Source organism: Candidatus Niyogibacteria bacterium (assembly GCA_016432485.1).
Classification (GTDB): domain Bacteria; phylum Patescibacteriota; class Minisyncoccia; order HO2-45-28; family HO2-45-28; genus HO2-45-28.
Window position 1 is genome coordinate 362,654 of record CP066691.1, and the last position, 25,131, is coordinate 387,784.

General features: G+C 46.8%; 18 protein-coding genes and 1 tRNA gene. 7 read left to right on the forward strand and 12 right to left on the reverse strand.

All coding sequences use genetic code 11. The features are described from left to right. Positions 1 to 26: 26 nt before the first annotated feature. Positions 27 to 1,331: a GIY-YIG nuclease family protein gene (locus HYY55_01970; protein ID QQG46592.1), complete on the forward strand. Its 1,305-nt coding sequence runs from the start codon at positions 27 to 29 to the stop codon at positions 1,329 to 1,331. 228 nt (positions 1,332 to 1,559) lie between these two features. On the opposite strand, the gene HYY55_01975 is transcribed toward HYY55_01970, so the two are convergent. Next, positions 1,560 to 1,802 carry a type II toxin-antitoxin system HicA family toxin gene (locus tag HYY55_01975; GenBank protein QQG46593.1) on the reverse strand — a complete coding sequence of 81 codons (243 nt, stop codon included), beginning with the start codon at positions 1,800 to 1,802 and terminating at the stop codon, positions 1,560 to 1,562. Further along, a complete protein-coding gene (locus tag HYY55_01980) occupies positions 1,795 to 2,022 on the reverse strand; it encodes a type II toxin-antitoxin system HicB family antitoxin (GenBank protein QQG46594.1) in 228 nt (75 codons plus the stop codon). The genes HYY55_01975 and HYY55_01980 overlap by 8 nt, the downstream gene beginning before the upstream one ends. Positions 2,023 to 2,177: 155 nt before the next feature. Between HYY55_01980 and secG the strand changes: the two genes are divergently transcribed. The 6 genes from secG (at position 2,178) to HYY55_02010 (ending at position 7,281) form a co-directional block, all read left to right on the forward strand. Then, on the forward strand, positions 2,178 to 2,399 hold the full coding sequence (secG, locus tag HYY55_01985; GenBank protein QQG46595.1) for a preprotein translocase subunit SecG: 222 nt from the start codon (positions 2,178 to 2,180) through the stop codon (positions 2,397 to 2,399). A gap of 15 nt (positions 2,400 to 2,414) precedes the next feature. Next, positions 2,415 to 4,172, forward strand: coding sequence for a hypothetical protein (locus HYY55_01990; protein ID QQG46596.1), 1,758 nt, complete (start codon positions 2,415 to 2,417; stop codon positions 4,170 to 4,172). Positions 4,173 to 4,195: 23 nt separating this feature from the next. After that, a tRNA-Leu gene (locus HYY55_01995) sits at positions 4,196 to 4,279 on the forward strand. 77 nt (positions 4,280 to 4,356) lie between these two features. Beyond that, entirely contained in the window at positions 4,357 to 6,144 is a 1,788-nt protein-coding gene (locus tag HYY55_02000; GenBank protein ID QQG46597.1) for a ribonuclease J, read from the forward strand. An 87-nt stretch (positions 6,145 to 6,231) separates the two neighbouring features. Next, on the forward strand, positions 6,232 to 6,570 hold the full coding sequence (locus tag HYY55_02005) for a hypothetical protein (GenBank protein ID QQG46598.1): 339 nt from the start codon (positions 6,232 to 6,234) through the stop codon (positions 6,568 to 6,570). Positions 6,571 to 6,813: 243 nt separating this feature from the next. After that, positions 6,814 to 7,281 (forward strand): hypothetical protein, encoded by a 468-nt coding sequence (locus HYY55_02010; GenBank protein QQG46599.1) that lies wholly within the window; start codon positions 6,814 to 6,816, stop codon positions 7,279 to 7,281. 55 nt (positions 7,282 to 7,336) lie between these two features. On the opposite strand, the gene rpoC is transcribed toward HYY55_02010, so the two are convergent. The 10 genes from rpoC to HYY55_02060 all read right to left on the reverse strand — a co-directional run bounded on the left by rpoC (position 7,337) and on the right by HYY55_02060 (position 25,117). Next, entirely contained in the window at positions 7,337 to 10,993 is a 3,657-nt protein-coding gene (rpoC, locus tag HYY55_02015; protein QQG46600.1) for a DNA-directed RNA polymerase subunit beta', read from the reverse strand. Positions 10,994 to 11,011: 18 nt separating this feature from the next. Beyond that, entirely contained in the window at positions 11,012 to 14,233 is a 3,222-nt protein-coding gene (locus HYY55_02020) for a DNA-directed RNA polymerase subunit beta (GenBank protein QQG46601.1), read from the reverse strand. Positions 14,234 to 14,406: 173 nt separating this feature from the next. Continuing rightward, positions 14,407 to 15,516 (reverse strand): rod shape-determining protein RodA, encoded by a 1,110-nt coding sequence (gene rodA / locus HYY55_02025; protein QQG46644.1) that lies wholly within the window; start codon positions 15,514 to 15,516, stop codon positions 14,407 to 14,409. Between the two features lie 70 nt (positions 15,517 to 15,586). Further along, on the reverse strand, positions 15,587 to 17,662 hold the full coding sequence (locus HYY55_02030) for an NAD(+) synthase (GenBank protein QQG46602.1): 2,076 nt from the start codon (positions 17,660 to 17,662) through the stop codon (positions 15,587 to 15,589). Positions 17,663 to 17,673: 11 nt separating this feature from the next. Further along, positions 17,674 to 18,636 carry a ribose-phosphate pyrophosphokinase gene (locus HYY55_02035; protein QQG46603.1) on the reverse strand — a complete coding sequence of 321 codons (963 nt, stop codon included), beginning with the start codon at positions 18,634 to 18,636 and terminating at the stop codon, positions 17,674 to 17,676. A 117-nt stretch (positions 18,637 to 18,753) separates the two neighbouring features. Further along, positions 18,754 to 19,995, reverse strand: coding sequence for a nicotinate phosphoribosyltransferase (gene pncB, locus HYY55_02040; protein QQG46604.1), 1,242 nt, complete (start codon positions 19,993 to 19,995; stop codon positions 18,754 to 18,756). Between the two features lie 15 nt (positions 19,996 to 20,010). Then, the gene (locus HYY55_02045; GenBank protein QQG46605.1) at positions 20,011 to 21,384 is read right to left on the reverse strand and encodes an NAD(+)/NADH kinase; all 1,374 of its coding nucleotides are present in this window, start codon (positions 21,382 to 21,384) and stop codon (positions 20,011 to 20,013) included. Between the two features lie 297 nt (positions 21,385 to 21,681). Continuing rightward, on the reverse strand, positions 21,682 to 23,418 hold the full coding sequence (locus HYY55_02050; protein QQG46606.1) for a hypothetical protein: 1,737 nt from the start codon (positions 23,416 to 23,418) through the stop codon (positions 21,682 to 21,684). Further along, on the reverse strand, positions 23,403 to 24,293 hold the full coding sequence (locus HYY55_02055) for a protein phosphatase 2C domain-containing protein (protein QQG46607.1): 891 nt from the start codon (positions 24,291 to 24,293) through the stop codon (positions 23,403 to 23,405). The genes HYY55_02050 and HYY55_02055 overlap by 16 nt, the downstream gene beginning before the upstream one ends. A gap of 74 nt (positions 24,294 to 24,367) precedes the next feature. Then, the gene (locus tag HYY55_02060) at positions 24,368 to 25,117 is read right to left on the reverse strand and encodes a VWA domain-containing protein (GenBank protein QQG46608.1); all 750 of its coding nucleotides are present in this window, start codon (positions 25,115 to 25,117) and stop codon (positions 24,368 to 24,370) included. Positions 25,118 to 25,131 lie beyond the last annotated feature (14 nt).

The window sequence follows — 25,131 nt, forward strand, 5'->3', positions numbered from 1 at the left end:
CTTCAATTCAGCTATATAATACCATAATGGTAAATAAAAATCAAGTAGCTAATGCCCCCCTCACTCCCGGAGTATATTTCTTCAAAAATGGCGCGGGAAAAACCATATATATAGGAAAGGCGCAAAATTTAAGAATGCGCCTGATGTCATATTTCAGACACGATGATTTTGACAGCCGAAAACAAGCTATGCTCAAAGAGGCCTCAAAAATTTCCTGGCGCGAATTGAATTCGGATATTGAGGCCTTGATACAGGAGGCCGCGCTCATCAAAAAATATCGCCCGAAATACAATGTTTTAATGCGCGACGATAAACAATATTTTTATGTCGCGTTTTCGCGCGAAAAATTCCCAAAAATTTATATAACCCACCAACCCCACCTTACTCGACATCCGATGTCGGGTAAGGTGGGGCCGTTTACTGACGGATGGGCGATAAAGACCGTTTTGAAAAACTTGCGCCGCGCCTTCCCCTACTGCCAATGCGCGATTATGGGCGGACTAAAACATTCCCGTCCCTGCCAGCAAGCCGCGATCGGCCGCTGCCTCGGGATTTGCTGCCTGAAGGAAAATAAATGGCCCGAATTTTATCCGAACGCGAAGGCGCGCGCTGAAAAATATAAAGAAAATATAAAAATAATCAAAAAAATTCTTTCCGGAAATTATTCATCGGTTATTAAAAAAACGGTTCAGGATATGGAAGTCGCGTCCGCAGAAAAAAGATATGAAACCGCGGCCGAATTAAGAGACGCGATTAAAGCGCTTGAAAATATTTTCTCACACCGGCCGTTTTTATCCCGGGACGAAGAATCGTGGCGGGAAAAAGGTTTGAATTATTTAAAAACAACTCTCGGATTAAAGGGTGCCGAAAGAATTGAATTTTTTGATATTTCAAACCTGCAGGGCAAACTAGCCGTCGGTTCAATGGTTGTTTTTACCGGAGGCATGCCGGATAAAAAAGAATATAAAAAATTTAAAATTAAAACGCGAAGCGAACCGAATGACGTAGCCATGCTCAAAGAGGCGCTGATACGCCGTTTTAAACACGCGGACTGGCCGAAACCGGATTTGATTATAGTTGATGGAGGAAAAGCCCAGCTCAACACCGCTATATCTGCTCTCATCCCAAGTGGTCTAAGTCGGACTTGGACCATTGCGGCTTTGGCCAAGCGCGAAGAGGAACTATATTTGCCGAACGGACGCATTATTAAACTGAAAGACGGCCCGGAACCGCTTCTGCACCTCTTAACCTCTATGCGCGACGAAGCCCACAGATTTGCAATTTCTTATCATCGGAAATTGCGCGCAAAGCAAGCAATAACTCGATTATAAGAAATTTAGAGAGGGGTCGGGAGAGAGCATTCTCTCCCGTGTAGGAAAACAGTCCGTAATTACGAGACGCCAGAAACCGAGGGTTTCTGGGGAGCAAAGCGACGTCACCTACCACAAAAAACTCCGCTCTGCCGCCTTGGCCTAAACTTAGTTTAGGCCACGATGCAAAAAACTTTTATTTTAGGGTCTTTTTCTACTATGTTTTAGGCGGGCATATTTGGCGGTTTTTTATTCAGCATAAAATTCCTTTCTTAAATCGTTTTCGGAAATATATCTTAGCGCCTGATTATAAATTGCTTTTATGGTCCCGCGATCCAATTCTTTGTGGTTTGGAATGGTCATCGTCTGTTTTAAATCGCCAACGCGTCTTTTAAGTTTTATATGACTGCCTCTTTGGTTATCAACAGAAAAACCAAAGCTATTAAAAATTCTGATAACATCTTCGCCAGAAAGAATTTTTAATTTAGGCATTGACTTTGGCGGTCAGTTCAAAATTTGCCAAAACTGATGGTTCCGGGGCTAAATCAAAATCGGCCAGATTTTCGCCTTCTAACTGAAGCTCAACCGCCTCCTGGATGTTTTTAGTTAAGTCATCGAGGGTTTTTCCTTGAGTTACAATCGGCAAATCAATGCCCTGTGCTATATACTGATTGTCGCCCTTATAAATATGAAACTGAATAATTTTTTTCATTGGTTTTATTGTACTAAATTTTAAGAAATTAGTCAAAATCTGTTTTTAACCTCCCTTCGCGACGAGGCGCACCGCTTTGCCATCACCTACCACAAAAAACTCCGCTTAAGCGCGATTACTTGACAATATGGACTCTTTGCCCTATACTTAAATAAATGGCGTTTATTAAAACTCTTTTGCCTTACGCCCAAATAGTTGTGGCTTTGCTCCTAGTTGGCGCTATACTTTTACAACAACGGGGAGTGGGCCTTGGTTCTGCTTTTGGCGGAGAGGGAAACATTTACCGCACAAAACGCGGATTCGAAAAAGTAATTTTCACAAGCACCGTCATTTTGGGAGCCATTTTTCTAATTCTTGCGATTTTGGGTCTATTCTAAATTCCACAAACATTTGTGTCCGTAAAAGAAAAAATAATATCTATTTTTCGCAAAAGCCGCGTTTTAAATCCGCCATCGGCTCCAGAGCTTAAACCGGCGCTTAAGAGCATGGCGACCAAAGAAAAAGTCGCCCTCCTAATCCTGTTTCTGCTGCTTTTTATCGGCATCCTCGGCACATGGGTAAACCTGCAAAAAAGATTCGCCATGGCCATTCCAGTGGAGGGTGGAATGCTGCGCGAAGGCGTAATCGGAACTCCATATCTGGTAAATCCAATACTGGCCTCAACCGATGCTGACCGCGATCTTACGACATTGATATACGCCGGACTTATGAAATCTGACGGCCTGGGCGGACTTGAAAAAGAATTGGCTGACGACTATTTAGTTTCCGAAGACGGCTTATCATATACTTTCACACTGAAAGATAATCTAATCTGGCACGATGAAAAACCTTTAACCTCGGACGATGTGGCTTTTACCGTAAACGCGGCTAAAAACCCGGCGGTAAAAAGCCCGGTAAGGGCTAATTGGGAAGGAGTGGAAATAGAAATTATTGACCCAAAAACCCTGCGTTTTTTGCTCAAAAAACCATACGCGCCGTTTCTTGAAAACACCACTATAGGAATCATACCCAAACACCTATGGAAAAATGCATCGCCCGAACAGCTAAGTCTTTCCGAGTTCAACCGCCAGCCAATAGGCGCGGGCCCCTATGAAATAAATAGCGTCAAACGAAATTCCTCGGGAATAATAACCGCCTACGGCCTAAAATCGTTCAAGGCCTACGCTCTAGGTAAACCATTGATTCCAAAAATAGAAATGCTGTTTTATAATTCCGAGCCAGAAATGCTCGCTTCTTATGAAATCGGCGGCTTAGATTCTTTGGGGTCGCTATCGGCCGTAAACGCGTCAAAAATAAGAGGTTCCGAATCAAGCTTAAAAACCCTGATATTACCCAGAATCTTCGGCATATTTTTTAACCAGAATAAATCCGAAGCGACGCGCGACCAAAAAGTAAGACTGGCTCTGGATATGGCGACCGATAAAGAAAATCTGGTTAAAAACGTATTAAATGGTTTCGGTGTCGCGCTCAGCGGCCCGCTCCCTCCCGGAATTATAGATATAGATGAAGAACGCGAAACATCATTTGACCCTGAGGGCGCCAAAAATATCCTTGATGAAAACGGCTGGAAACTGAACGAGGAAAGTGGCATAAGAGAGAAAAACGCCAAGGGGAAAACAACCATTGAATTGTCAGTAGACATTTCAACCGCCAATACTCCGGAGCTGGTCAAAACAGCCGAACTTGTCAAAAATATGTGGCGGGAAATCGGAGTAAAAATGGAAGTGCGCCTTTTTGAAATCGGAGATTTGAACCAGAGCGTCATCAGGCCGCGCGATTACCAGGGATTGCTTTTCGGGCAAGTGGTCGGCAGAGACCCCGATCCTTTCGCTTTTTGGCATTCATCCCAAAGAAACGACCCGGGCCTGAACATTGCGCTTTATGCCAACAAAACCGTGGATAATATTCTTGAAACGGCCCGAATAACGAACGACGCTGACGGCAGAAAAAATAAGTACGCGGATTTTGAAAAAGAGGTGGCCAAAGACGCGCCGGCAACCTTTCTTTATTCGCCGTATTATCTCTACGTCGTCCCCAAGAATTTAAAAGGTTTTGATACCGGAATGATAACGGTTCCGGCAGAAAGATTCGCCAACGTGAATAAATGGCATCTTTACACCGCTATGGTATGGAAAATATTAGTGAATTAAAATCTTAAATCTCCAAAATTTACGCCCCCGTGGTGGAACTGGCAGACACGCAGCGTTCAGGACGCTGTTCCCGCAAGGGAGTAGAGGTTCAAATCCTCTCGGGGGCACTAAATTCTGGCAGATAAAAATTTCATAAAAACAATTAATAAAATCATAAAAAATTAAAAAATAATAAAAACAACCAATGATAAGAGAAAATAGGGAAAGAAGGCCGGTTTCCGCGAAAAGAGGAGGACACCGAAAAACAAGATCGAATTTTGTTTATCAAAATGGAAACGGCCAGCAAAAAAAATTCATACCGCCGGCCAAACCAGGCGTATTAAGAATAATCGCTCTGGGAGGATTTGCGGAAGTCGGACGCAATATGATGTTTTTTGAATATGGCGGCGATATTTTAATAATAGATATGGGACTTCAGTTTCCGGACGAAAATATGCACGGCGTTGACTACATCATCCCCAACATTTCATATCTGGAAAATAAAAAGGACAGAATAAGAGGCGTAATAATCACGCACGGACATTACGACCATATAGGCGCCGTACCGCAGCTGATGAGCAAACTTGGTAATCCCACGATTTATACCACACGACTAACGGCAGCCATAATCCAAAAACGCCAGGAAGACTACCCTTATTCGCCGAAGCTGGACATTGAATATATTAATGAAAAAACCGAAACAAAACTCGGCGTGTTTACGATTCGTTATTTTCCGGTAACCCACAATATTCCCGAGGGCGTCGGACTTGAAATAGAAACGCCTGTCGGAATAATCGCGCACCCGGGGGAATTTAAATTCTTCTATGACCGAAAATTAGAACCTTTGGGACTTGAACCGTTTAGACAGCTCGGCAAAAAAAATGTCCGGCTTTTGATGCTGGACAGCACCAAATCGGAAGAACCCGGACGTTCAGTGCCCGAATGGCAGGTTGAAGAAAACATAGAAGAATTGCTGAAAAAAGCAGGCGGCCGCGTGATTGTTTCAACTTTTGCCTCGCTCCTGGACCGCCTCACCCAAATAGTCCACATTGCCGATAAGCTCGGACGAAAAGTGGCCGTAACCGGAAGAAGCATGCAGACCAACCTTGCCATAGCCCAAGAACTCGGCCTTATTAAATTAAAAAGAAAAACCATAATCCCGATAAAAGAAATAGACGACCATCCTGACGATAAAATTGTCATCATCACCACCGGCGCTCAAGGAGAAGAAAACGCCGGGTTAACCCGTATGGCCTCCGGCTCTCACCGCGAAGTCAGGATTAAGCCGACCGATACGGTAATATTTTCTTCGTCCATCGTCCCCGGAAACGAAATGTACGTCCAGACGCTTCGCGATAATCTGGCCCGACAAGGAGCCATAGTTTATCATTATAAGATTTTCGGCATTCACTCGGGAGGACACGCCACCAGAATAGAACTAAAAGAAACAATGGAGATTGTTAAACCGCAATGTTTCCTGCCGATACACGGGTTCTTTTATATGAGGGCGGTCAATGCCAAGCTGGCGGAAGAAGCCGGAATTAACCCGAAAAATGTAGTGGTTCCGGACAACGGCCAGATTCTGGAACTGACCAAAGATTCCATTAAACTGCTGGACGAAAAAGTGCCGACTAATTACGTTATGGTGGACGGCCTGGGCGTTGGCGACGTTAAAGAGGTGGTTTTGCGCGACCGCCAGATGCTCGCGGCCGACGGCATATTCGTAATCATTGCCGTAGTTGACGCCCAATCGGGAAAAGTCCGCGGGTCGCCGGATATAATTTCCCGCGGGTTCGTATATCTTCGCGAATCAAAAGATCTTCTGCATCAAACCAGACTGATAACCAAAAAAATAGTTGAAAATGCCGCCCAAAATATGCACCCCATAAATTGGGCCTGGGTAAAAGATAACCTTCGAGACGATGTCGGCAAATTCCTTTTCCAAAAAACTCATCGGCGGCCGATGGTGTTACCCGTGGTGATTGAAGTATAAAAATCTTGACAATTTAATTTGTCTATACCATACTATTACCGGATGAAACGGGGCCGTTGTTATTAACCCATTCGGAGGGACAAAGCCATGGAGTCTATGCTGAATTTTTTCAGCTTCCCCGAAATGTCTGTTTGGCTGCCGCCATTAAAAGCGACGGGTGTAACGATATTGATATTTCTTTTTTTCTACGTTATCTCTAAAATTTTAGACGACGGCAATCTGAACAAGTTGGTAAAAAATGAAATAATCATAGGCAACCTTCATTCTCGTTTGGAAGTTTTATCGGCCTTAACGACCGAAAAAAACGCGCTATTGGAAACGCTAATCAAAAACAGGCCGAAGGCCCTGCCAACCAAAGAGGCATCAAGATTTGCAAGAGTGCAACAAGAGGCACGGGAAGTTATTCTGAGCCTTAGAAAACACTAAAAAAACGGCCCGATGTAATCCGGCCTCAGCGCCCCAAAAGCGCTGAGGCAATTTTTTTATTTTATCATTTCTGCACGATCGTTTTTTTTTGATGAAATAGATTTTTAACCTGCGGGGCTTATAATTTTTGGCTAATCAACACTCTTGACAAATCATGTGTATTTGCTATAATGAGGAAAGTAAAAAATAGGTAAGGAAACGGCTCTTTTAACCAACGCGCCATGAGCGCGGAAAGGAAAAAAAATGAACGGGTTGTGGCGGGTATACAGTACGGTGATCTTTGTTTTTCAAGCGATCGTCGGCGGCGTCACTTTTTACTTGACGGGGGGTTGTTATATCGGGATTGCCCTAGCAGTCACCACGGCCGCCACGTGCATCTTATGGTTCATCACGTACTACCTCAGGTTCTTAATCGCAAGCTTTGCTGTGTCCGTCGCGGCCGCAACGACCCTTGCGGCCGCGTTCGCTTTCTTCCCCCCACCCTCCGGCCCATCAACCGGAATTGCTGTGTTTCTTGCCTCAATTGCCGCGATCAACGCTATATCCGCCGCGTTCTACGCGAAAAGAACATGCACATACAAAGAATGCGGGGAAGTTAAGGAGAGCTTTTTAGCGCGTCTCCTTATCCTTTTGCCCTTGGGCGTGGGAACGTTTTTCGGTTTAGCGATTTACCTTTACGGGAAGTTTCGCCGACAGCATATCGCGGTCTGACGGCCGCGTAAATCCGCAGGGAGTCCGAAAGGACCCCTGCTTTTTTTATGTAATTTTAATTTTTAGTCGCGCTTTTCGCCTCTTCTTCTTCCGATTCCGCAGGAGCATAAATCTCGCCGAAGTCCTTTCTGAAGCCGGTTCCGGCGGGAATGATGCGGCCGATTATGACATTCTCTTTCAAGCCCCTTAATTTATCTTCTTTGCCTTCAAGGGCCGCGGAAATCAGAACACGGGTCGTTTCTTGGAACGAGGCCGCGGCCAAAAAGCTGGACGACGCCAAAGCCGAGCGCGTAATGCCTAAAGGATGCAATTCCGTCTTAGCCGGCTTGGCGCCTTTAGATAATTTTTTATTCATTTCGATGATTTCGGCGTTTTCAACCACTTCACCCACGGAAAAATCAGTATCGCCGGGGTCAACCACCCTTACCCGAGAAAACATTTGTTTAACTATCAATTCAATATGCTTAAAATTGGTGGAACTGCCTTGCGAAGCGTAAATATACGAAATGCCGGAAATAATATAATTCTGCGTCTCCTCTGCCCCGGCCAGATTAAATAACTCATGCAAATCAACCGCGCCATCAGAAAGTCTGGACCCCCGTTTTACCAAAGACGCTTTTGCCACCAGGATAGACCGGCCGAAAGGCACCCTGTATTCTTTTACCTCCTCTTTCTTGGCTTTTTTGGCCTGCTGGTCTATCAAAATCTTTATAATTTTATCCCGCTCGTTTTCCGTAATTTCCAAAACCGTGCCGTCATATTCGGAAAGTATTGCCGGACTTGCCGGAGAACGCATCTCAAACAATTCCTCAACTCTGGGCAGTCCGAGAGTTATGTCTCCGCCGGTGGCCACGCCTCCTGTATGAAAAGTGCGCATAGTCAGCTGCGTTCCCGGCTCTCCAATGGCTTGAGCCGCGACCACTCCGACCGCTTCTCCGAGCCTGACCACTTCATTGGTTCCAAGATCGTAACCGTAGCATTGCTGGCATATGCCGCGAAGAGTTTTACAAGCCAGGGGGCTGCGCAAATAAACTTCGTCAATTTCTGAGCGCTCCATCAAATCGGCATCATCAAAATTCAAAAGACGTCCTTTCTTGAAAAGAGTTTTTCCGTGTTTATCTTTAGCGTCATGCGCCAAAACTCTGCCGAAAACCCGGTTGGCAAATCCGCGGCCGTAATCATCTGAATCCTTGCGACTTACCCTCAAACCGGAAGCGTCCTTGCAATCTTCTTCCCGAACAATCATGTCCTGGGCCACGTCAACCAGACGACGAGTAAGGTGCCCGGCTACCGAGGTCTTCAAAGCCGTATCGGCCGTGCCTTTTCTGGCTCCGTGAGTGGCGATAAAGTATTCCAAAACGCCGAGACCTTCTTTGTAATTGGAAATTATCGGGAGCTCTATAATGCGTCCGGCGGGGTTCCTTACAAGACCCTTCATGCCGGCCATCTGAGAAACCTGCGCCCAGGTTCCTCGGGCCGCCGAAGAAACCATGGTGAAAACCGAACCCAAATTATCCAGTGTTTTAGGCACAAGCTCGTTAACTTGCTGCATAACACCGTTCCAAATCTCAACTACTTTTTTATATCTGTCTTCTTCGGTCAAAAGGCCGTCAGAATATTGTTCCTCGACTTTAGTTTCTTCAAGCCGCGCTCCGTCAATAATGCCCTTTTTCTCTTCAGGAATTTTCAAATCGTCCATTCCCCAAGACACGCCCGAAATCGTGGCATATTTAAAACCAAAGTCTTTTATTTTATCCAGAATCGCGGGTAATGCTTCTCTGCCATAATGGGCTATCAACATGCCGACAATGCGGCCCAAATCCTTTTTACTTACCTCGCTATTTATGAAAGAAAAATCTCCGGGCAAGGCGCTGTTAAAAAGAAGACGTCCTACCGAAGTTTCAAAGAAAAATTCTCCCTCATTTACAACATCCCTATATTTTGGCGTATCAGTAACGCTAACTTTAATTTTGGCTCTTAAATCCACTGCTCCAAATTCATATGAAAGTATGGCCTCATTGGGGCTTGAAAACACCCCGGCTTCGCCTTTAGCTCCGGGCAAAATTCTGGTCAGCCAATAAATTCCCAAAACCATGTCCTGGGTCGGGTTGACTATCGGCTCGCCGCTTCCGGGTTTGGTTAAATTCCGAATAGACCACATCAAGTCTTCGGCTTCTTTTTGAGCTTGGTCAGTTAAAGGAACGTGAACCGCCATTTGGTCGCCGTCAAAATCGGCATTATAAGCCTGACAGACCAGAGGGTGGACCTGAATGGCATTTCCCTCAATCAATACCGGCTGGAACGCCTGAATACCCAGACGGTGCAAAGTCGGCGCGCGGTTCAGTAAAACTAATTTCTTTTTAATAACTTCTTCAAGGGCGGCCCAGACATCGGGCGTCGGCTCGTCTATCATTTTATTGGCTCCCCTGATATTGTGCGCGAATCCCTGAATTATGAGTTTGGAAATCACAAGCGGCCTGAAAAGCTCAAGCGCCATATGTTTCGGCAAACCGCATTGATGCAATTTCAATTCCGGACCGACAACGATAACCGACCGCCCCGAATAATCCACGCGCTTGCCCAAAAGATTCTGACGGAACCTGCCTTGCTTGCCTCTCAAAGCATCAGCCAAAGATTTCAACGCCCTCTTTTGCGCTTGGGCCGTTACTGCCGAGTGTCCGCGCCTAATGCTGTTGTCAAAAAGAGCGTCAACCGCCTCCTGCAGCATTCTTTTTTCATTGCGGACAATAACTTCCGGAGCCGAAAGTTCAAGTAATTTTTTAAGGCGGTTATTCCTGTTTATAACTCGGCGGTATAAATCGTTTACGTCCGAAGTCGCGTGCCTTCCGCCGTCAAGCGGCACCATGGGACGAAGCGCCGGAGGTGTTACGGGAATTACGGTCAAAAACATCCATTCGGGCCGAATGCCCGCGCGTATAAAACCTTTTATCAAAGCCAACCGTTTTAATATCTTTCTTTTTTCCTGCAATTCGCTTTCTTCAAATCTTGCCTCCAGATCGTCCCGCGTTTTTTTCAGGTCCATATCTTTGGCCAAACGATGCAAAGCTTCAGCGCCTATGCCGGCCTCAAAAATATCCCCGTATTTCAGGCTCAAACGATGATACTCAACTTCAGAAATAATCTGCTGGGGCTTCATATTTTCCAATTCGGCCTTTGTTCTTGAATACGCGTCTTTGAGCCTGTTCGTTTCGTCTTTTTTGGAAACGGCTTTAGATTTTTGTTTGTATTCTTTTTCAAGCTCGTTTAATTTCTGGGCTCTGGCTTCCTCATCCACTTTTATGATTATGTAGCTTGCGAAATAAATAACTTTTTCAAGATCGGGCAGAGTTAAATCAAAAAGAAGCCCGATTCTTGAAGGAACCCCGCGCAAAAACCAAATGTGCGCCACCGGTCCGGCCAAACCTATATGCCCCATTCTTTCGCGCCTGACTATGGATCTGGTCACTTCAACTCCGCACTTATCACAAACTATGCCCTTGTAGCGAACCCGCCGGTATTTTCCGCAATAACATTCATAATCTTTTTCCGGCCCGAAAATACGCTCGTCAAAAAGACCGTCCTTCTCGGCGCGTTGAGTCCGGTAATTAATCGTTTCGGGCTTCGTCACTTCGCCCCTGGACCATTCCAGCATGCGCTCGGGTGAAGCCACCTTTAAAATTATAGATTGAAAATCAGTTGCTTTTGTTTCCATTGGTTTTTATTTATTTTTTTAAGCCTCTTCGGAAGAAACCGAGTTTAAAACCTCGCCCTCCCGAACGGCCTTTCGGGTTCTGGCGGCGATTGATTCTTTCAAACCGATTAAATCTATGTCCAAGGCCAAACCTCTCAACTCGTTTAAAAGCACGTGGAAAGACGCCGGCACGTTAGGAGTTTTAAAGGGTTCGCCTCGAACCATCGCGTCATAAGCCGCCGAGCGTCCCAGGACGTCATCGGATTTTATGGTCAGCATCTCCTGCAAAACATGCGCCGCGCCGTAACCCTCCAGGGCCCAGACTTCCATTTCGCCGAAACGCTGTCCGCCTCCCTGCGCCTTGCCGCCCAAAGGCTGTTGAGTGATTAAAGAATACGGGCCGATTGAACGCATATGTATTTTATCCTCAACCATGTGATTGAGTTTAAGCATATAGATTTGGCCGACAGTCACCGGCTGGTCAAAGGATTCGCCGGTTCTCCCGTCAAAAAGTTTAACTTTACCGGATGCCGGAATACCGGCTTTTTTAAGCTCCTCCCTGATTTCTTCCTCCGTGGCTCCGCGAAAAGCCGGGGTAATCGCCTGATAGCCCAATTTTTCAGCAGCCCACCCAAGATGCGTTTCCATAATCTGGCCGACGTTCATGCGTCCCGCAACTCCAAGCGGGTTCAAAATGATGTCCACAGACGTGCCGTCCTCCAAAAGAGGCATATCCTCAACCGGAAGTATTTTTGAAATAACCCCTTTATTTCCGTGGCGTCCGGCAAGTTTATCGCCGACTGAAATTTTTCTGACCTCAGCCACTTCAATCTGAATTTGTTTTATTATGCCTGTTTCAAGCGGATCTCCTTTTTCGCGCGAAAATATTTTCACTCCTACCACCCGACCTTTGCGGCCGTGAGGCATGCGAAGCGATGTGTCTTTAACTTCTCTGGCTTTCTCTCCGAAAATAGCGCGCAAAAGCCTTTCTTCCGGAGTAAGATCGGCCTCTCCTTTTGGCGTAATCTTGCCGACCAAAATGTCTCCGGCCGTAATTTCAGCGCCTATACGCACAATGCCTTCTTCGTCTAAATCTTTTAATTTATCTTCGCCGACATTCGGAATATCGTAGGTTGTTATTTCCGGACCAAGTTTGGTGTCTCTGACCGCCGCGCTGAAATCCATAATATGGACCGACGTAAAAATATCTCTTTGAACCAATTTCTCCGAAATAATCACCGCGTCTTCAAAATTAGCTCCGCCCCATGAAAGAAAAGCGACCAGAACGTTTTGGCCCAAAGCCAATTGTCCCGAATCAGAAGAAGAAACGTCGGATAAGATGTCTCCTTTTTTAACTTTATCGCCGACGTTAACAAGCGGCCTTTGGGTGATGGTTGTAAAATCGTTGGAACGAAGATAATTTATGAGTTTATATGTTTTTTCTTTTTTGCCGGATTTAACCACAATTGTTGAAGCGTCTGATTTTTTGACCGCGCCGTCGTCGGTGGCAATAACCAAACGCCCCGAGTCCCGGGCGGCCACCCCCTCAACGCCGGTGGCAACAAGCGGAAATTGCGGCTGAACGCAAGGCACGGCTTGCCTCTGCATGTTGGAACCCATCATGGCGCGGTTAGCGTCATCATGGTCCAGAAAAGGAATAAGACTGGTTGAAATACTAAAGGCCTGAGTCGGCGAAACATCAAGAAAATCCACGGTCTCGCGCTTTATAATAGTGGGATAACCCTTCACCCTTGCTTCAACATCTTCATCCAAAATAACCCCCTGATCGTCATACCTGACCGAAGATGAGGCAATATTAAATTTAACTTCATCAAAAGCGTTTAAATAAATTATTTCTTTGGTTATCACTCCTTTTTTAACCTTGGCGTAAGGAGTTTCAAGTATGCCTAAACTATTAATACGGGTAAAACTTGAAAGATGCACTACCAGGCCGATGTTCGGACCTTCCGGAGTCTGAATCGGACAAATTCTGCCGTAATGCGACGGGTGAACGTCGCGTACTTCAAAACCAGCGCGTTCTTTAGTCAAACCTCCCGGACCCATGGCCGTAAGCCGGCGCAAATGTTCAAGTTCGGTCAAAATATTTTCCTGACGCATATACTGCGAAAGCTGGGAAGTTGTAAAGAATTCCTTAACAGCGGCCATAAACGGGCGGGCGTTAATCAGCTGTGCCGGAGTCAAAGTATTGATATCCAAAGTGGACATGCGATCCTGGATTGTGCGCTTCATACGCATTATTCCGATTCGTAATTTATTCTGAAGCATCTCTCCGACTCCGCGCAAACGCCTGTTGCCTAAATGATCTATGTCATCGGGAAGAGCGGAAGGGTCATTATTCATCTTTATGATTTGGGACACTACATCCACTATGTCGGCCAAAGACAAAATCCTTGATTCAGCGCGGCTCTTTTCGGATATGCCCAGGCGCGCGCTCATTTTATGCCGGCCTACGGCCGAAAGGTCATAGCGGTCGGAAGAAAACAAACCCTCTAAAAGCCCACGGGCCGTATCAACCGTGGCTAATTCGCCGGGCCTTAATCGTTTGTATATTTCAACATAAGCCTCATCGGTGTCGTGAGTTGAATCTTTTTCAAGGGTGCGCAAAATATATGATTCGCCGCCGTTATCAACCGCGCTGAATTCTTTTTTAATCCCTTCGTCGTCGGCAAGGCCAAGCATGCGCAAAAGCGCGGTAATCGCTATTTTTCTTTTGCGGTCTATTCTGACGTATATGGCGCCGTCCGGTTCGGTGGCGATCTCAAGCCAGGCGCCGCGGGATGGAATGATTTTAGCGCCGAAAAGCTTTCGACCGCCGTGAGCATCGGCAGTGAAATATAAACCGAAAGAACGGGCTAAAAGAGATACGACAACGCGCTCCACTCCGTTGACGACAAAAGTGCCCCTGGGCGTCATCAACGGCATATCGGTTAAAAATATTTCCTGTTCTTTTATCTCTTTAGTGCGTTTATTGGTCAGGCGCGCCCGAAAACGCAGAGGCGCCTCATATGACAAATTATGAGTTTTGGCGTGGTATTCGTCGCATTTTGGCTCATCAAAATAAAAGCCGGTGAAATCCAAACTTAGTTCTTTTCCGGTATAATCTTCTACTGGCGAAAATTCATCAAAAAGTTCTTTGAGACCGTGGTCTAAAAACCATTGGAAGGAATCTAACTGGGGGGAGGCCAGCGGAGGAAAATCAACCAACGGCGGCTTATAGGAAGAAAAATATTTTTTCTCCATAAAAATATGAAAAAATTAAATTAAATAAAATAAAGACAACAACCCCTTCTTATCCCTATTTAAGAGGGTTTTTTATTGTTTTTTGTTTAATTACTAGGGCAATTCAGCACCTAATAGTCTATTATACTCCTCCTAAAATTCATGTCAAGTCCTTTTTGACCTGTGGATAACCATTACCTTTCCCCAGCCGAAAAGGGAGAATTGATTTTTAGAGACATCAGAATGCCGAGTCCCAGAAAAAATACAAGCAGCGACGACCCTCCGTAACTGACAAACGGCAGAGGCAAACCGGTTATCGGCAAAAAACCGATATTCATACCAACATGAATAAGAAATTGAGCGACCAAAAGCGCCCCCAATCCCACGGCATAGAGCCGGCCAAAATTATCGTTTAAAAGAGAGCCCGTTCTTGCCACTCGCCACACCACCAAAGCGAAAAAAATAAATAAAAACGTTACTCCCAAAAACCCCCATTCTTCGGCATAGGCGGCAAAAATAAAATCGGTCTGATGCTCGGGCAAAAATTCCAAACGCGATTGGCTCCCGAAACCTATGCCGCGTCCGTATAAGCCGCCGGAACCTATGGCGATTTTGGCTTGAATAGTGTGATAGCCCGCGCCAAGCGGATCCAGATAAGGATTAAAAAATGAATAAATGCGGGAGCGCTGATAAGGTTCAAGAAAAGAAAACCAAAGCAAAGACGCCAACAAAATCGCGGCCAGAACCAAAATAAAAAAATGCTTTTTTGAAATGCCGGATGCCATTATCATGGCGAACCACAAAGCGCTTATTACTATTGCCGAACCCAGATCGGGCTGTAAAAAAACCAGCGCTGCCGGCAAAAAAGCGTATAATCCCGAAACTATTATGTGCTTAAAATTCGCGATCTCAATATGCCTGCGGGAAAAGTACTTGGCTAAAATCAAAATCAGGATAATTTTAACCAATTCCGAGGGCTCAAAAGAAAAGGCGCCGAACTTAAGCCAGCTGACCGCTCCTTTGGTTTCCTGTCCAAATATCAAAAGGGCCGCAAGCATTAAATTAACGGCGAAATAAATAAGAATCAGGGGCAAAGCGAAACGCAGCCATCTTAAATCCGCGAAGCTTATCCCGAAAAACAAAATCAGTCCCAGTCCTATCCAAATGAGCTGACGCCAAAAAAAATAATCGCCAGCTCCCTGCGGAGAAAAATCAAAGGACTTCATTGAAATCAGCCCCGCGGCCAAAAGCGGCATAATGGATAAAAAAAGAACCCAGTCCAATTTTTTGAAGTTCGCCGGCATCAACACCAACAGTATAACACCGACTAAACGGATATAAAAAATGCCCCGACGCAAAGTCGGGGCCTCGAAATCAACCAGAGATAGTGTCGGGAACTTTATCCAAGTCATCAAGCCACGGTTCGGCCGAAGCATCGGACGGCATCCGCCAATCCCCGCGAGGAGAAATGGCAATTGAACCGACCTTTGGACCGTCAGGCAGGCAAGAACGCTTAAACTGATTTCTGAAAAAACTTGAGAAGAAAACTTTGAGCCACTTCTTTATCTCGCCCACCGAGTATTTCTCTCCAAAAGCGCACAAAGCCATTCGCGCTATTTTAGACGGCCTGAATCCGAAACGTACGAAATAATATCCGGTAAAGTCGTGAAGTTCGTAGGGGCCGATAATGCTTTCGGTTTTCTGCGTAATCTTGCCTTTGTCCGGAGGCAGAAGCTCGGGTGAAATCGGAGTTTCCAAAACATCCAAAATGGATTCCCTGAAGCCGGATTCTTCCGCGAAAATCGTATCGGCCGCCCATCTCAAAAGATATGAAATCAGCGTCTTCGGAACTCCGGCATTTATGCCGTAATGGCTGGCGTGGTCCCCGAACATCGTGCAGTAGCCGATGAAAAGCTCGGAAAGATCGCCGGTGCCAAGCACAAATCCGCCCTCTTTGACCGAAACTGAAAATAAAATGTGTTTGCGCGCCCAGGCCTGAATGTTTTCAAGCGTTGATTTTTTCCTGCGCGTATCCGCGTCACTTCGTCCGTCACGCACCGCGGATCCGACTTCGGAAACGAAACTTTCAGCGTCTTCAATACCGATACTCTTGAAGGACAGCGCGACAAGTTCTTTTATCGGTATTTCACGGAAAGTCGCGCCTGCCGCGTTTATCATTTTGCAGGCGTTCCGGTAAGTCCGGTCAATCGTGCCGAAACCCGGCATGGTCAACGCGATAATATTGCTTCTAGGCAAACCTGACAGATCAATGGCGCGGATCGCGATATTTAAGGCGTGCGTCGAATCCTGCCCGCCCGATACGCCAATCACAATTTTTCTGCGGTCCGGCGGCAAAACTTCAAGACGCTTCATCAAACTTGTTGCCTGAATATTGAATATCTCACGGCAACGCTCGTCTCTTTTTTGCGGATTTCCGGGAACGAACGGATGCGGATCTATTTCGCGTTCAAAATCAATATTCTCCGAATTACCCATGGAATCGCTGAACTCAACAAGACGAAACTCCCTGGCATTATCAAAACCGTTTTGCCTGAAAGAACCCTGGCGCATGCGATCCGAGATAAGAGAATCCAAATCAACATCGGCGATTATATGAGTTGAAATGCCGCTGAACCTTCCTGATTTTCTGAGCAACGCTCCCCTTTCGGCAATGTAACCGTCGCCGTCCCAGCCCAAATCGGTTGTTGACTCGCCAAAACCGGCCGCGGCATAAAGCTGAACCGCGAGATTCCGGGCCGACGAACCGACAACCAAACTTTCACGATATTCGGACTTGCCGACGGTTATGTTGGAAGCCGAAAGATTGGCCAGAACCGTAGCTCCGGCAAGCGCCGCCATGCTTGACGGCGGCACGGGCACCCAGATGTCTTCGCAAATTTCGGTATGCAGAACAAAGTCCGGACGCTTAGCGGATTTAATCAGAATGTCCGAACCGAACGGAACTTTTTGGCCCAGCACGCTTATGATTTTACTTCTGGCTTCGCGGGCCGGAGCAAAATGGCGCAATTCATAAAACTCGCGGTATTCGGGCGGATATGATTTTGGCGTAACTGCCAGAATTTTTCCGCGCAAAAAAGTCACGGCGGCGTTAAAAAGCATTTCGTCAACCGTAAGCGGCAAACCGACCGTAACCATCATTTTCCAATCCCGCGTCAAAATAATAAGTTCTTTAAGCGCCGCAAGCGATGAACGGATAAGAGCGTCCGAAAGAAAAAGGTCTCCGCAGCTGTAACCGGTAATTCCAAGTTCGGGACAGACCGCGTAAGCCGCGCCTCTTTCATATACTTTTTTCAGCTCTTCAAAATGGCCACAAGCGTTCTTTGACGGATTTGCCAAGTACACTCTCGGAATAACCACGGCCACGCGAAGAAATCCGTGGTTTTCGACTGCCAGGAAATCTTTAATTTTCCTTTTTTCCATCTCATCCATGATTTTCTCCATCATGAACCGAGAATCTCTAGAATGGCTTTAGCGAACACGCCCGAAACGTCAGCAACGACAATTCTCCGATCGGATAAGCTGGAGCCGAGATTTTGGCTCATTGGATGCGAATTGGTGGTCAGGATCACCCCCGGAAACGACGTAACAATTTTATGGAAGGCCTCGCCGTCGTTTATGGCCAAATGGCTGATAACGGCGTTAACGTCGGACGCGCCGTGATTCAAATACGCGGCTGCGGCATTTATCAAACTGCCTCCGCTTCTTAGCATGTCGTCATAAATTATCACGCGCTTGCCCTTAACATCACCTATGACTTCCGCGACCCTTGTGGTCTCGCCATAACGATCTTTATCAATCATGGCCATGCCGGCCCCGAATTTTCTGGCGAATGTTTTAACCCATTCTGGACGGCCGAGATCGGCCGAAGCGAAAATTGTTTCTTGGGGGTTGGCGCACCAATTAAGTTTTTCCATCTCGTCTAAAAGAACTTCTTCGGCATACAATTCAAAACGCAGGCAATCGCCTTCAAAATAGTGCACAAAACCGGAAACATGAAGGTCCATCATCAGAAAAACATTACGCTTATCGCCGCCGGTTATAGCCGACAGCTGTTTTGCGACGGTTTTCGCCGTAACAACTTCGCCCGGCTTTACGGCTCTTTCCATCGTCGAGTAGCCCATAAACGGAATCGCGTAAATGACGCGCTTTACGCCGTATTCGGCTAAAGCGCATCCGATCCGATAAACTTCAAGCAAGTTGGCGTCTGTGCTGGTGCTTGCGACAAAAATGACATCACGGCCCATGAGTCCCGAGCGGCTATCGGTGGAAATTCGGTAATATCTCTCGCCCCCTCCGAAAGTTTTCCTTTCTATTTCAGAGAGTTTTGGAATGCCTATTTTTCCGGCAATCAATCTGGCAAAATATTCGGAATCCCGCGTAGAAAAAATCAGGGGCTCTGGCATTGCCGTCCTCCTTACTGGTTGAGTTTACAAAGAACTTCCTTCTTAGAGCCGCCTACCCCTTGTAAGAAGCTCTATGAAAGAGCGGTGGCCGGCCCGAAAGCGGGCCACCGCGAGAAATTAATATTTACACTCTTCAAAGGTCGTGTAGACGTAGCCGAAAATTTTCTTGAATCTTTCAACGTCTTTCGGCCTTCCAATGGCTTTTGCGATGTTGTCGCTCAACTTTACAAGCCCTTGGCCACTGGCTTCAACTGTTTTCACCACCAGAGAAAGGGCTTTAAAACCGAGGTCGTTGGTCAAATTTGTGCCCCAGCCGAAAGTCGTTTTAATCCTGCCATTAAATTCTTTATATAATTCAATAATCGTATCAACATCCAAACCATCGCTAAAAACTATCATCTTTGTTTTCGGATCAACACCCATTTTCTCGTAAAAAGCAATTGCTTTTCTTCCGAACAAAAACGGATCTCCGGAGTCCTGGCGCAAACCTTTCCAACTCCGCGCCTGTTCAGCAGTCATATCTCCAAAAAAGAAATCTGTCCCGTAAGTATCGGTAAGCGCGATGGAAAGGCCGAAACCATATTCGTCCCACCAATCCCATAAAACCTTGCTATGAGAAGCGCGAATCGTTTCATCGCTTTCGCCCATAATGCCGGACATCACCATATACATTTCGTGAGCCGAAGTGCCCATCGGCAAAAGTCCGTGCTTCATGGCCAAATACGTGTTTGATGTGCCAAGCATCTGACGCGGAATTTCTTCAGCCAAAACGCCAACGACGTAATCCTGCCAATCGCGACTAAAACGCCTGCGCGTACCAAAATCGCAAAAAGTTATATTGGGGCACTCGCAAAGTTTACCTATTTTTCCATCCAAACGCTTTCGGCCTTCGGCAAAAACCAAATCCCGCCCGAAACGGCTTTCCATGGAAAGAAGCGACCGATAATAAAGTTCGTTCACTATCGCAAGCGCTATTGTTTCCCAGTAAATAGCGCTTGACCACTTGCCGGAAAATTCCAGCAAAAACTGGCCGTCTCTTACCTCCAAATCGTAATCCGGCAATTCCAGTCCCGACAAAAATTCAAGATAATCTTCTTTAAACATTCGCTCGCCATATTCGTTGGTGCCTCGAAGATAATGGATTTCCGTTTTATTGAATTTCAGTTCGCGCGCGTAATCCAGCTCGCGGCGCAAATCGCTTTCCGGAACGAAATGCGCGATCTGGATAGCTGTTGTTCTGTTCGTCAAAGCGTAACGAACCGGCACATCCGGATAACGACGATAGACCACTTGTCCCATCGTAAATTTGTAAAAATCAGTGTCCAAAAGAGACCGGATTATTGGTTCGCGCTCGAGCATTCCGTTTTCCTCCTTTCATCCGGGGAATTGGCTGGACATGATTTTTTCGGCTCGGTCTGGCGGAGTCGCCAGTTCGGCTGCGGCAATCCGGCTTCGTCGGATTTTCATTTCAATTACCGGGCCCTGGTCCGCGCCGTCAACGAAACCGTTAAGCGGTCTTTTGACCGGATCAAGCGTCCTCCAAGTAACGGTTGAATCAAGCGTAATCTGCGTCGCTTTCCAGTTGGGACGCGCCACATTGGAGCCGACCAAAGTCAAAACGGGCGCGTGAACCGGAACCGCCAAAGCGCCCATCGCTTTGGCGTAAGCAGTGGAGCCGGCGGGAGTGGCCGCCAAAATTCCGTCAGCCACAAGCAAAGGGATGCGCCGGACTCCGTCTATTTCCAATTCAATCCAAGCGGTTTGCCCCGCCCCCCTTTCAACCCAGACATCATTAAACGCCAACGCCCGTTTCGTCATTCCCCCCGCATCCGTAATTTCAACATAAAGCAAAGGCATCTGATCCAAATCAACGCTTAAACTGCCGCTCAAAAGTTCACGAACGGCCGGACTTTCAGGGTCATTCATCAAAAATCCATGAGTGCCTTTGTTAATCCCGAAAAACGGAAGTCTTTCCCGCCAATGGCTTCGGATGGCATGCAGCATAAACCCGTCGCCTCCGATAACCGTAATCAAATTCGGATGGCTTGAATCTCTTAAACCCGAAACCCGAACAAATTCTTCGGCTTTCGGGTTGCGGCCGTCAAAAAGAACTTTCGGACGAACCTCGCTTAAGACCAGCTGGGATCGCCCCGAAATTCGCGCTCCGCGGTAAAGACCGTGACGAAGAATATAATCATTGATTTTACGGTCAACCAATCCTTCAACGGACTCGCGTCTGAAAACTTTTTCCCGGGTTTCTGAAGAGCTTCCGGTAAATGCTTCGTAAAAAACCCTGCTTCTCGGCGGAAGGTCGCGATCAGCCATTTCAATACCTTGTCTGTAAACAACCGCGAAATTAAGCTCGCGCCAAATTTCTTCCCCCCGTTCCCATTCGCGCTGAATAAAAGACCGGCCCTCGTTTCCGCCCTTAATCAAATCGGCGCCGACAATGTGCCAGATTTCTCCGCCGCCGCGAAACATTGCGTCAAGATTATGCGTGCGGGTAAACGTGCCCATTTCCAGATCAAAAAGTTCAACTCTTACGTTGGGTAAACCGCTAAAAGCCATATCAACCATAGTCGCGCGATGCACAGGATCAATATCATTGACGGTCGGCTTATCCGGCCTAGGCCCGCAGGGAATGATAATCACTTCATCAAACTCGCGCGCCACCATCTCAACAATAAGCCGGTGGGCAACGCGCGGAGGGTTAAAGCTCCCGCCGTAGATCGCGATTTTTTTAGTCATGCCGTTCCTCCCTTTCAGGGTGTTATTTTTTTTAAAAGAACGCTTGCCTCAATTCGCCTCTCGGCTCAATTAAGGCAAGAGAATCGCAGCCAAATTTGCTTGTCCCGCCATTGGCGGGGTCAGCTAAAATTCTCTTACTTGTCCCATCTCGCCCCGCCGTCGGCGGGGTAAAGGCGGGAAAAATTCTTTTAAAGAATAACATAAAGTCAAGAAAAGATCAAGTTTTCCCCACCTTTTTGGCTTAAAGCCAAAAAGGTGGGGATTTAAAATTTAATTCAAAGAACAACTTCATAAAAACTACTTCATGCGAGCTGACCAAATTTCACCTTCATATATATAGAGAACTCTGTCCCCGATATTGGTCAAAGCCATTTCCGTTGAAATCTGGCCGTCTTGAACGCGACTTACATTTCCGGTCGCGGGAACAAACACATCCAGCTCGCCATCTCTGACTATCGCCGCGCAAACGCCTTTGGGCAAAATAGCGATGTTAATATCCGGGTCGTCGGTCTGTCCATGCCAAACCCGGTAGCTTGCGTAAGTTTTGTCAAATGACAATTCAATTTTTTGATACTGTCCGTTTTTATCAACCGCTACGATGGATATAAATCTGGGCCCTGCTTTCGCCGATATTGGACATAGGCCGTCTAATTCCCGTACTCGTACTTGAGCGCAAGCGTTATCGCCGAAAGGAGCAATGATGAAACTTGCCCCCATCGCGTTTTGTATTCCCGCGCCGTCAAACCAGGTTATGGAATTTACCGTTGCTCCCCAGGTATTCCCGGCGGACATCACCGGCTTCAAGGCGCCTCTCACGACAAGTTCGCAGAGCCCGTCTTCTATCACGGCAAAAATCCTATTTTCATAACGGAGTATTTCTCGCACATTCAGATGAATTGAAAGTTCGGTTTCCTCAAAGTTAGCGGCGCTAATGAATGAGAATAACGGCTTAAATCCGTCATAATCGGCCTTAAGCCACCCTCTGCCTGCGTCAACTACTTCGCATTTCTTTGATTTTACCAGGCCAATCTCGCGCCTCGTATTAAGATCAATCAAACGACCAGATTCAAGCAGAACAACTCCGCAAGGAAAAACACGGATTGCTTTATCACTTTTATCGGAAAAAATTTTGTCGCAGATGAGCAAACCGCTGCCGGATATAACCGCGTGTTTGACTTGGACAGCTGGCGCCGTCATCAAACTCTTGTCGAAAGGCGAAGGAGGGATCGACCTTTGACCGTTTTGGAAAGTCGCCACATACCAGTCAAGGAGCTTTCCAGGAATCACGGAGAAATCGCGCACCGCGCGATTCAGACGCACGCCCGGAGAAAACACCGAAGCGTTGGCTTTCATCCGCCTCTCCAAATCACCCCGCTCAAAACCGTCAAGCGTACCTTTGTAAGGGTGTATGCCGGTATAAATCTGAAAGCTTACAACCCCCCAGGAAAACCAATCAGTCAGTTTGTTAAAATCCTTTGAATGCCAATCCCTGATGGAGGGCATAATCGCGCGCGCCGGCCATCTAGCAATCTGCCATGAATCAACATCAATAATTCTTGGTTCGGGGCCGCTATTCCGGGCAAGCACAGCTTTCCAATTTAACTCATTCGGGTCCACAAGAATCGCCCCAAAACTATGAGCAAAAGAAATCGTCTCCCTCATTCTGTCCGTTAAAATAGAGGCGTCTTTATCCGTAAAACCCTGACGCGCGCGAAAGTCATTGGTAAATAGACGCATAAAAGGTTCGCCTTCAACAAAATCCATATAGAATCCCGCCACCTTACCCCTTTCGTCAAAAACTAATCCTTTCGGCGCGACGATATATTCATGCTTTATACCGGAAAGAAGTTTTATTTTCTCCGCCATATCATCGCGCGACATCTTTGTTGAATCCAAATACAGCTTCACGGCAGTACCATGCGCTCTGTAAATTGAGCCTTCGCCGCCAGTGGCAACATGATCGCCTGAAGGGTGAATCGTAAGTTCGCCCCGACCATCAAGTTTTACTTTGATGTTTTTCAGGAATCTAGCCATGTTTGCGCCTGCCGGTCGGAATTTTCTGCCCTGATAACGGCGTACGCAATGTCGTCTATCGGCCCCCGGCCTCTTTTTCTGGCATCTTTAATGCCGCGAATCATGCGCCTCTTTGCGAACTCTCCCGCTAAATTTTTAAACGCCAGAAATTCAATAACAGCATTCTTCCAATCCATGCCGTCAATCTGCGCGATACCGTCAGAAAATAAAGCTGTAAGAGCGTTATTTTCCACATCCGAGGCATCCAAAAAAATCGTTATTCCGCGCATGCCCTCGCTCAACGTGAAATTTTTCACGCCGCCGAAAGTGAAATTGCCCTGATCCCAAATATAAATTTCTTCAGTCAATCGGATGGAATTCAGGTCTCCGCGGTGCGCGGCAACAAAACCGCCCAGGCCCCTTTCGGCATACGCGGGATAAAACGGAATATTATCGCTCCATTCAAACTTAGACATAAAGACACGCCCGGCGCGATTTTTAATCGCCAGAACTCCGTCGCCCTGTAAATTTACATAGCCCCCGTTTGCGGCAAGGCAGGCGTGCAAACAAGTGGCAAGCATATCTTTTTCTTCCAGACCAAGCATACTGCGCGCGCCGGATATTACGGCTTTTTGCCACAGATTTACCTTTTCTACCGCCCGCTCATCAAACGGCTCTCTGTCAAAAGTCAAATGCCTTTTAATGGCTTCGGCTGTTGAAAGCGCTATAACTCTGGCTCCAACATCAGTTTGCCCGCCGGTTGAACAGCCGTCAGACACTATGGCAAACGCTGCTTCACCGCAAACTCCGGAAAGAGAATAATCCTGACACGGTTTACCTCCGATAAAATGGGCTTGCCCCATGCTGAAATAATGATCGGTATAAAACCCAGTCATGGGCGTGTCCTCCTTTTAGAAAAACGGGGCGGTCCGAAGGACTTCGGGCCGCCCCTCAGTTTTTGGGGTCAAAATTATATGGTCGGAGAAATATTCTGGCTCGGGCCTCCGGTGCCAAGAGCTTGGCTCTGACTTGATATTGAGCTTGAAACAAACTCCGCAAGCTTAGCGAGTTTACCTTTGGTCGCTTCTCCGGCATTAATGAAGTGAGTCATTCCGGCTTCGTCCTTGAATCTGGCAAGAAGACCGGCATACTCATCCGCGTTAATGCCGACGAGCACGCTGATGATCGATTCCAGAATTTCTCCGGAAACCGCTTTTCTGACTTCTTCCTTAACCATTTTCATAGTGGCGACAGAATCGTTGTCTCCTCCATCGGTGATGATGAACATGATGCCGTTTACTCCGAACTCATCATCTGAAAGTTGTTTACCGTAAACATTCATGGCGCCAAGGGAAGAAAACGCGGCATCATTAAGCGGAGTGCATCCGCCGGGACGAATCTCCGGGTAATCGGCGGGGTTGATCTCGGATAAAAGCTTAAAGCCATGAACCTCGTTTACGCCGTTCGGATATTTCGTAGAGAAATAAACCACGCGAAGTAAAAGATTGTCTGATCGGGGGGATTTCTTGCAGGCCTCTACCGCCGTTTCAAGCATTTTGCGTAAATCATTCTGAAAGCCGTCCACGGACCCGGTTTCATCAACCGCGATGGTCACAAGCGTGTATTCAGTAGCACCCAACCTCTCAATGCGGGCTCCCTTGAAAGAAAATCCGCTTTTGCCGATTTTATGAATGATTGTTTCGTCGTTTGGTCTAGGCATTTTACTCTCCCCTC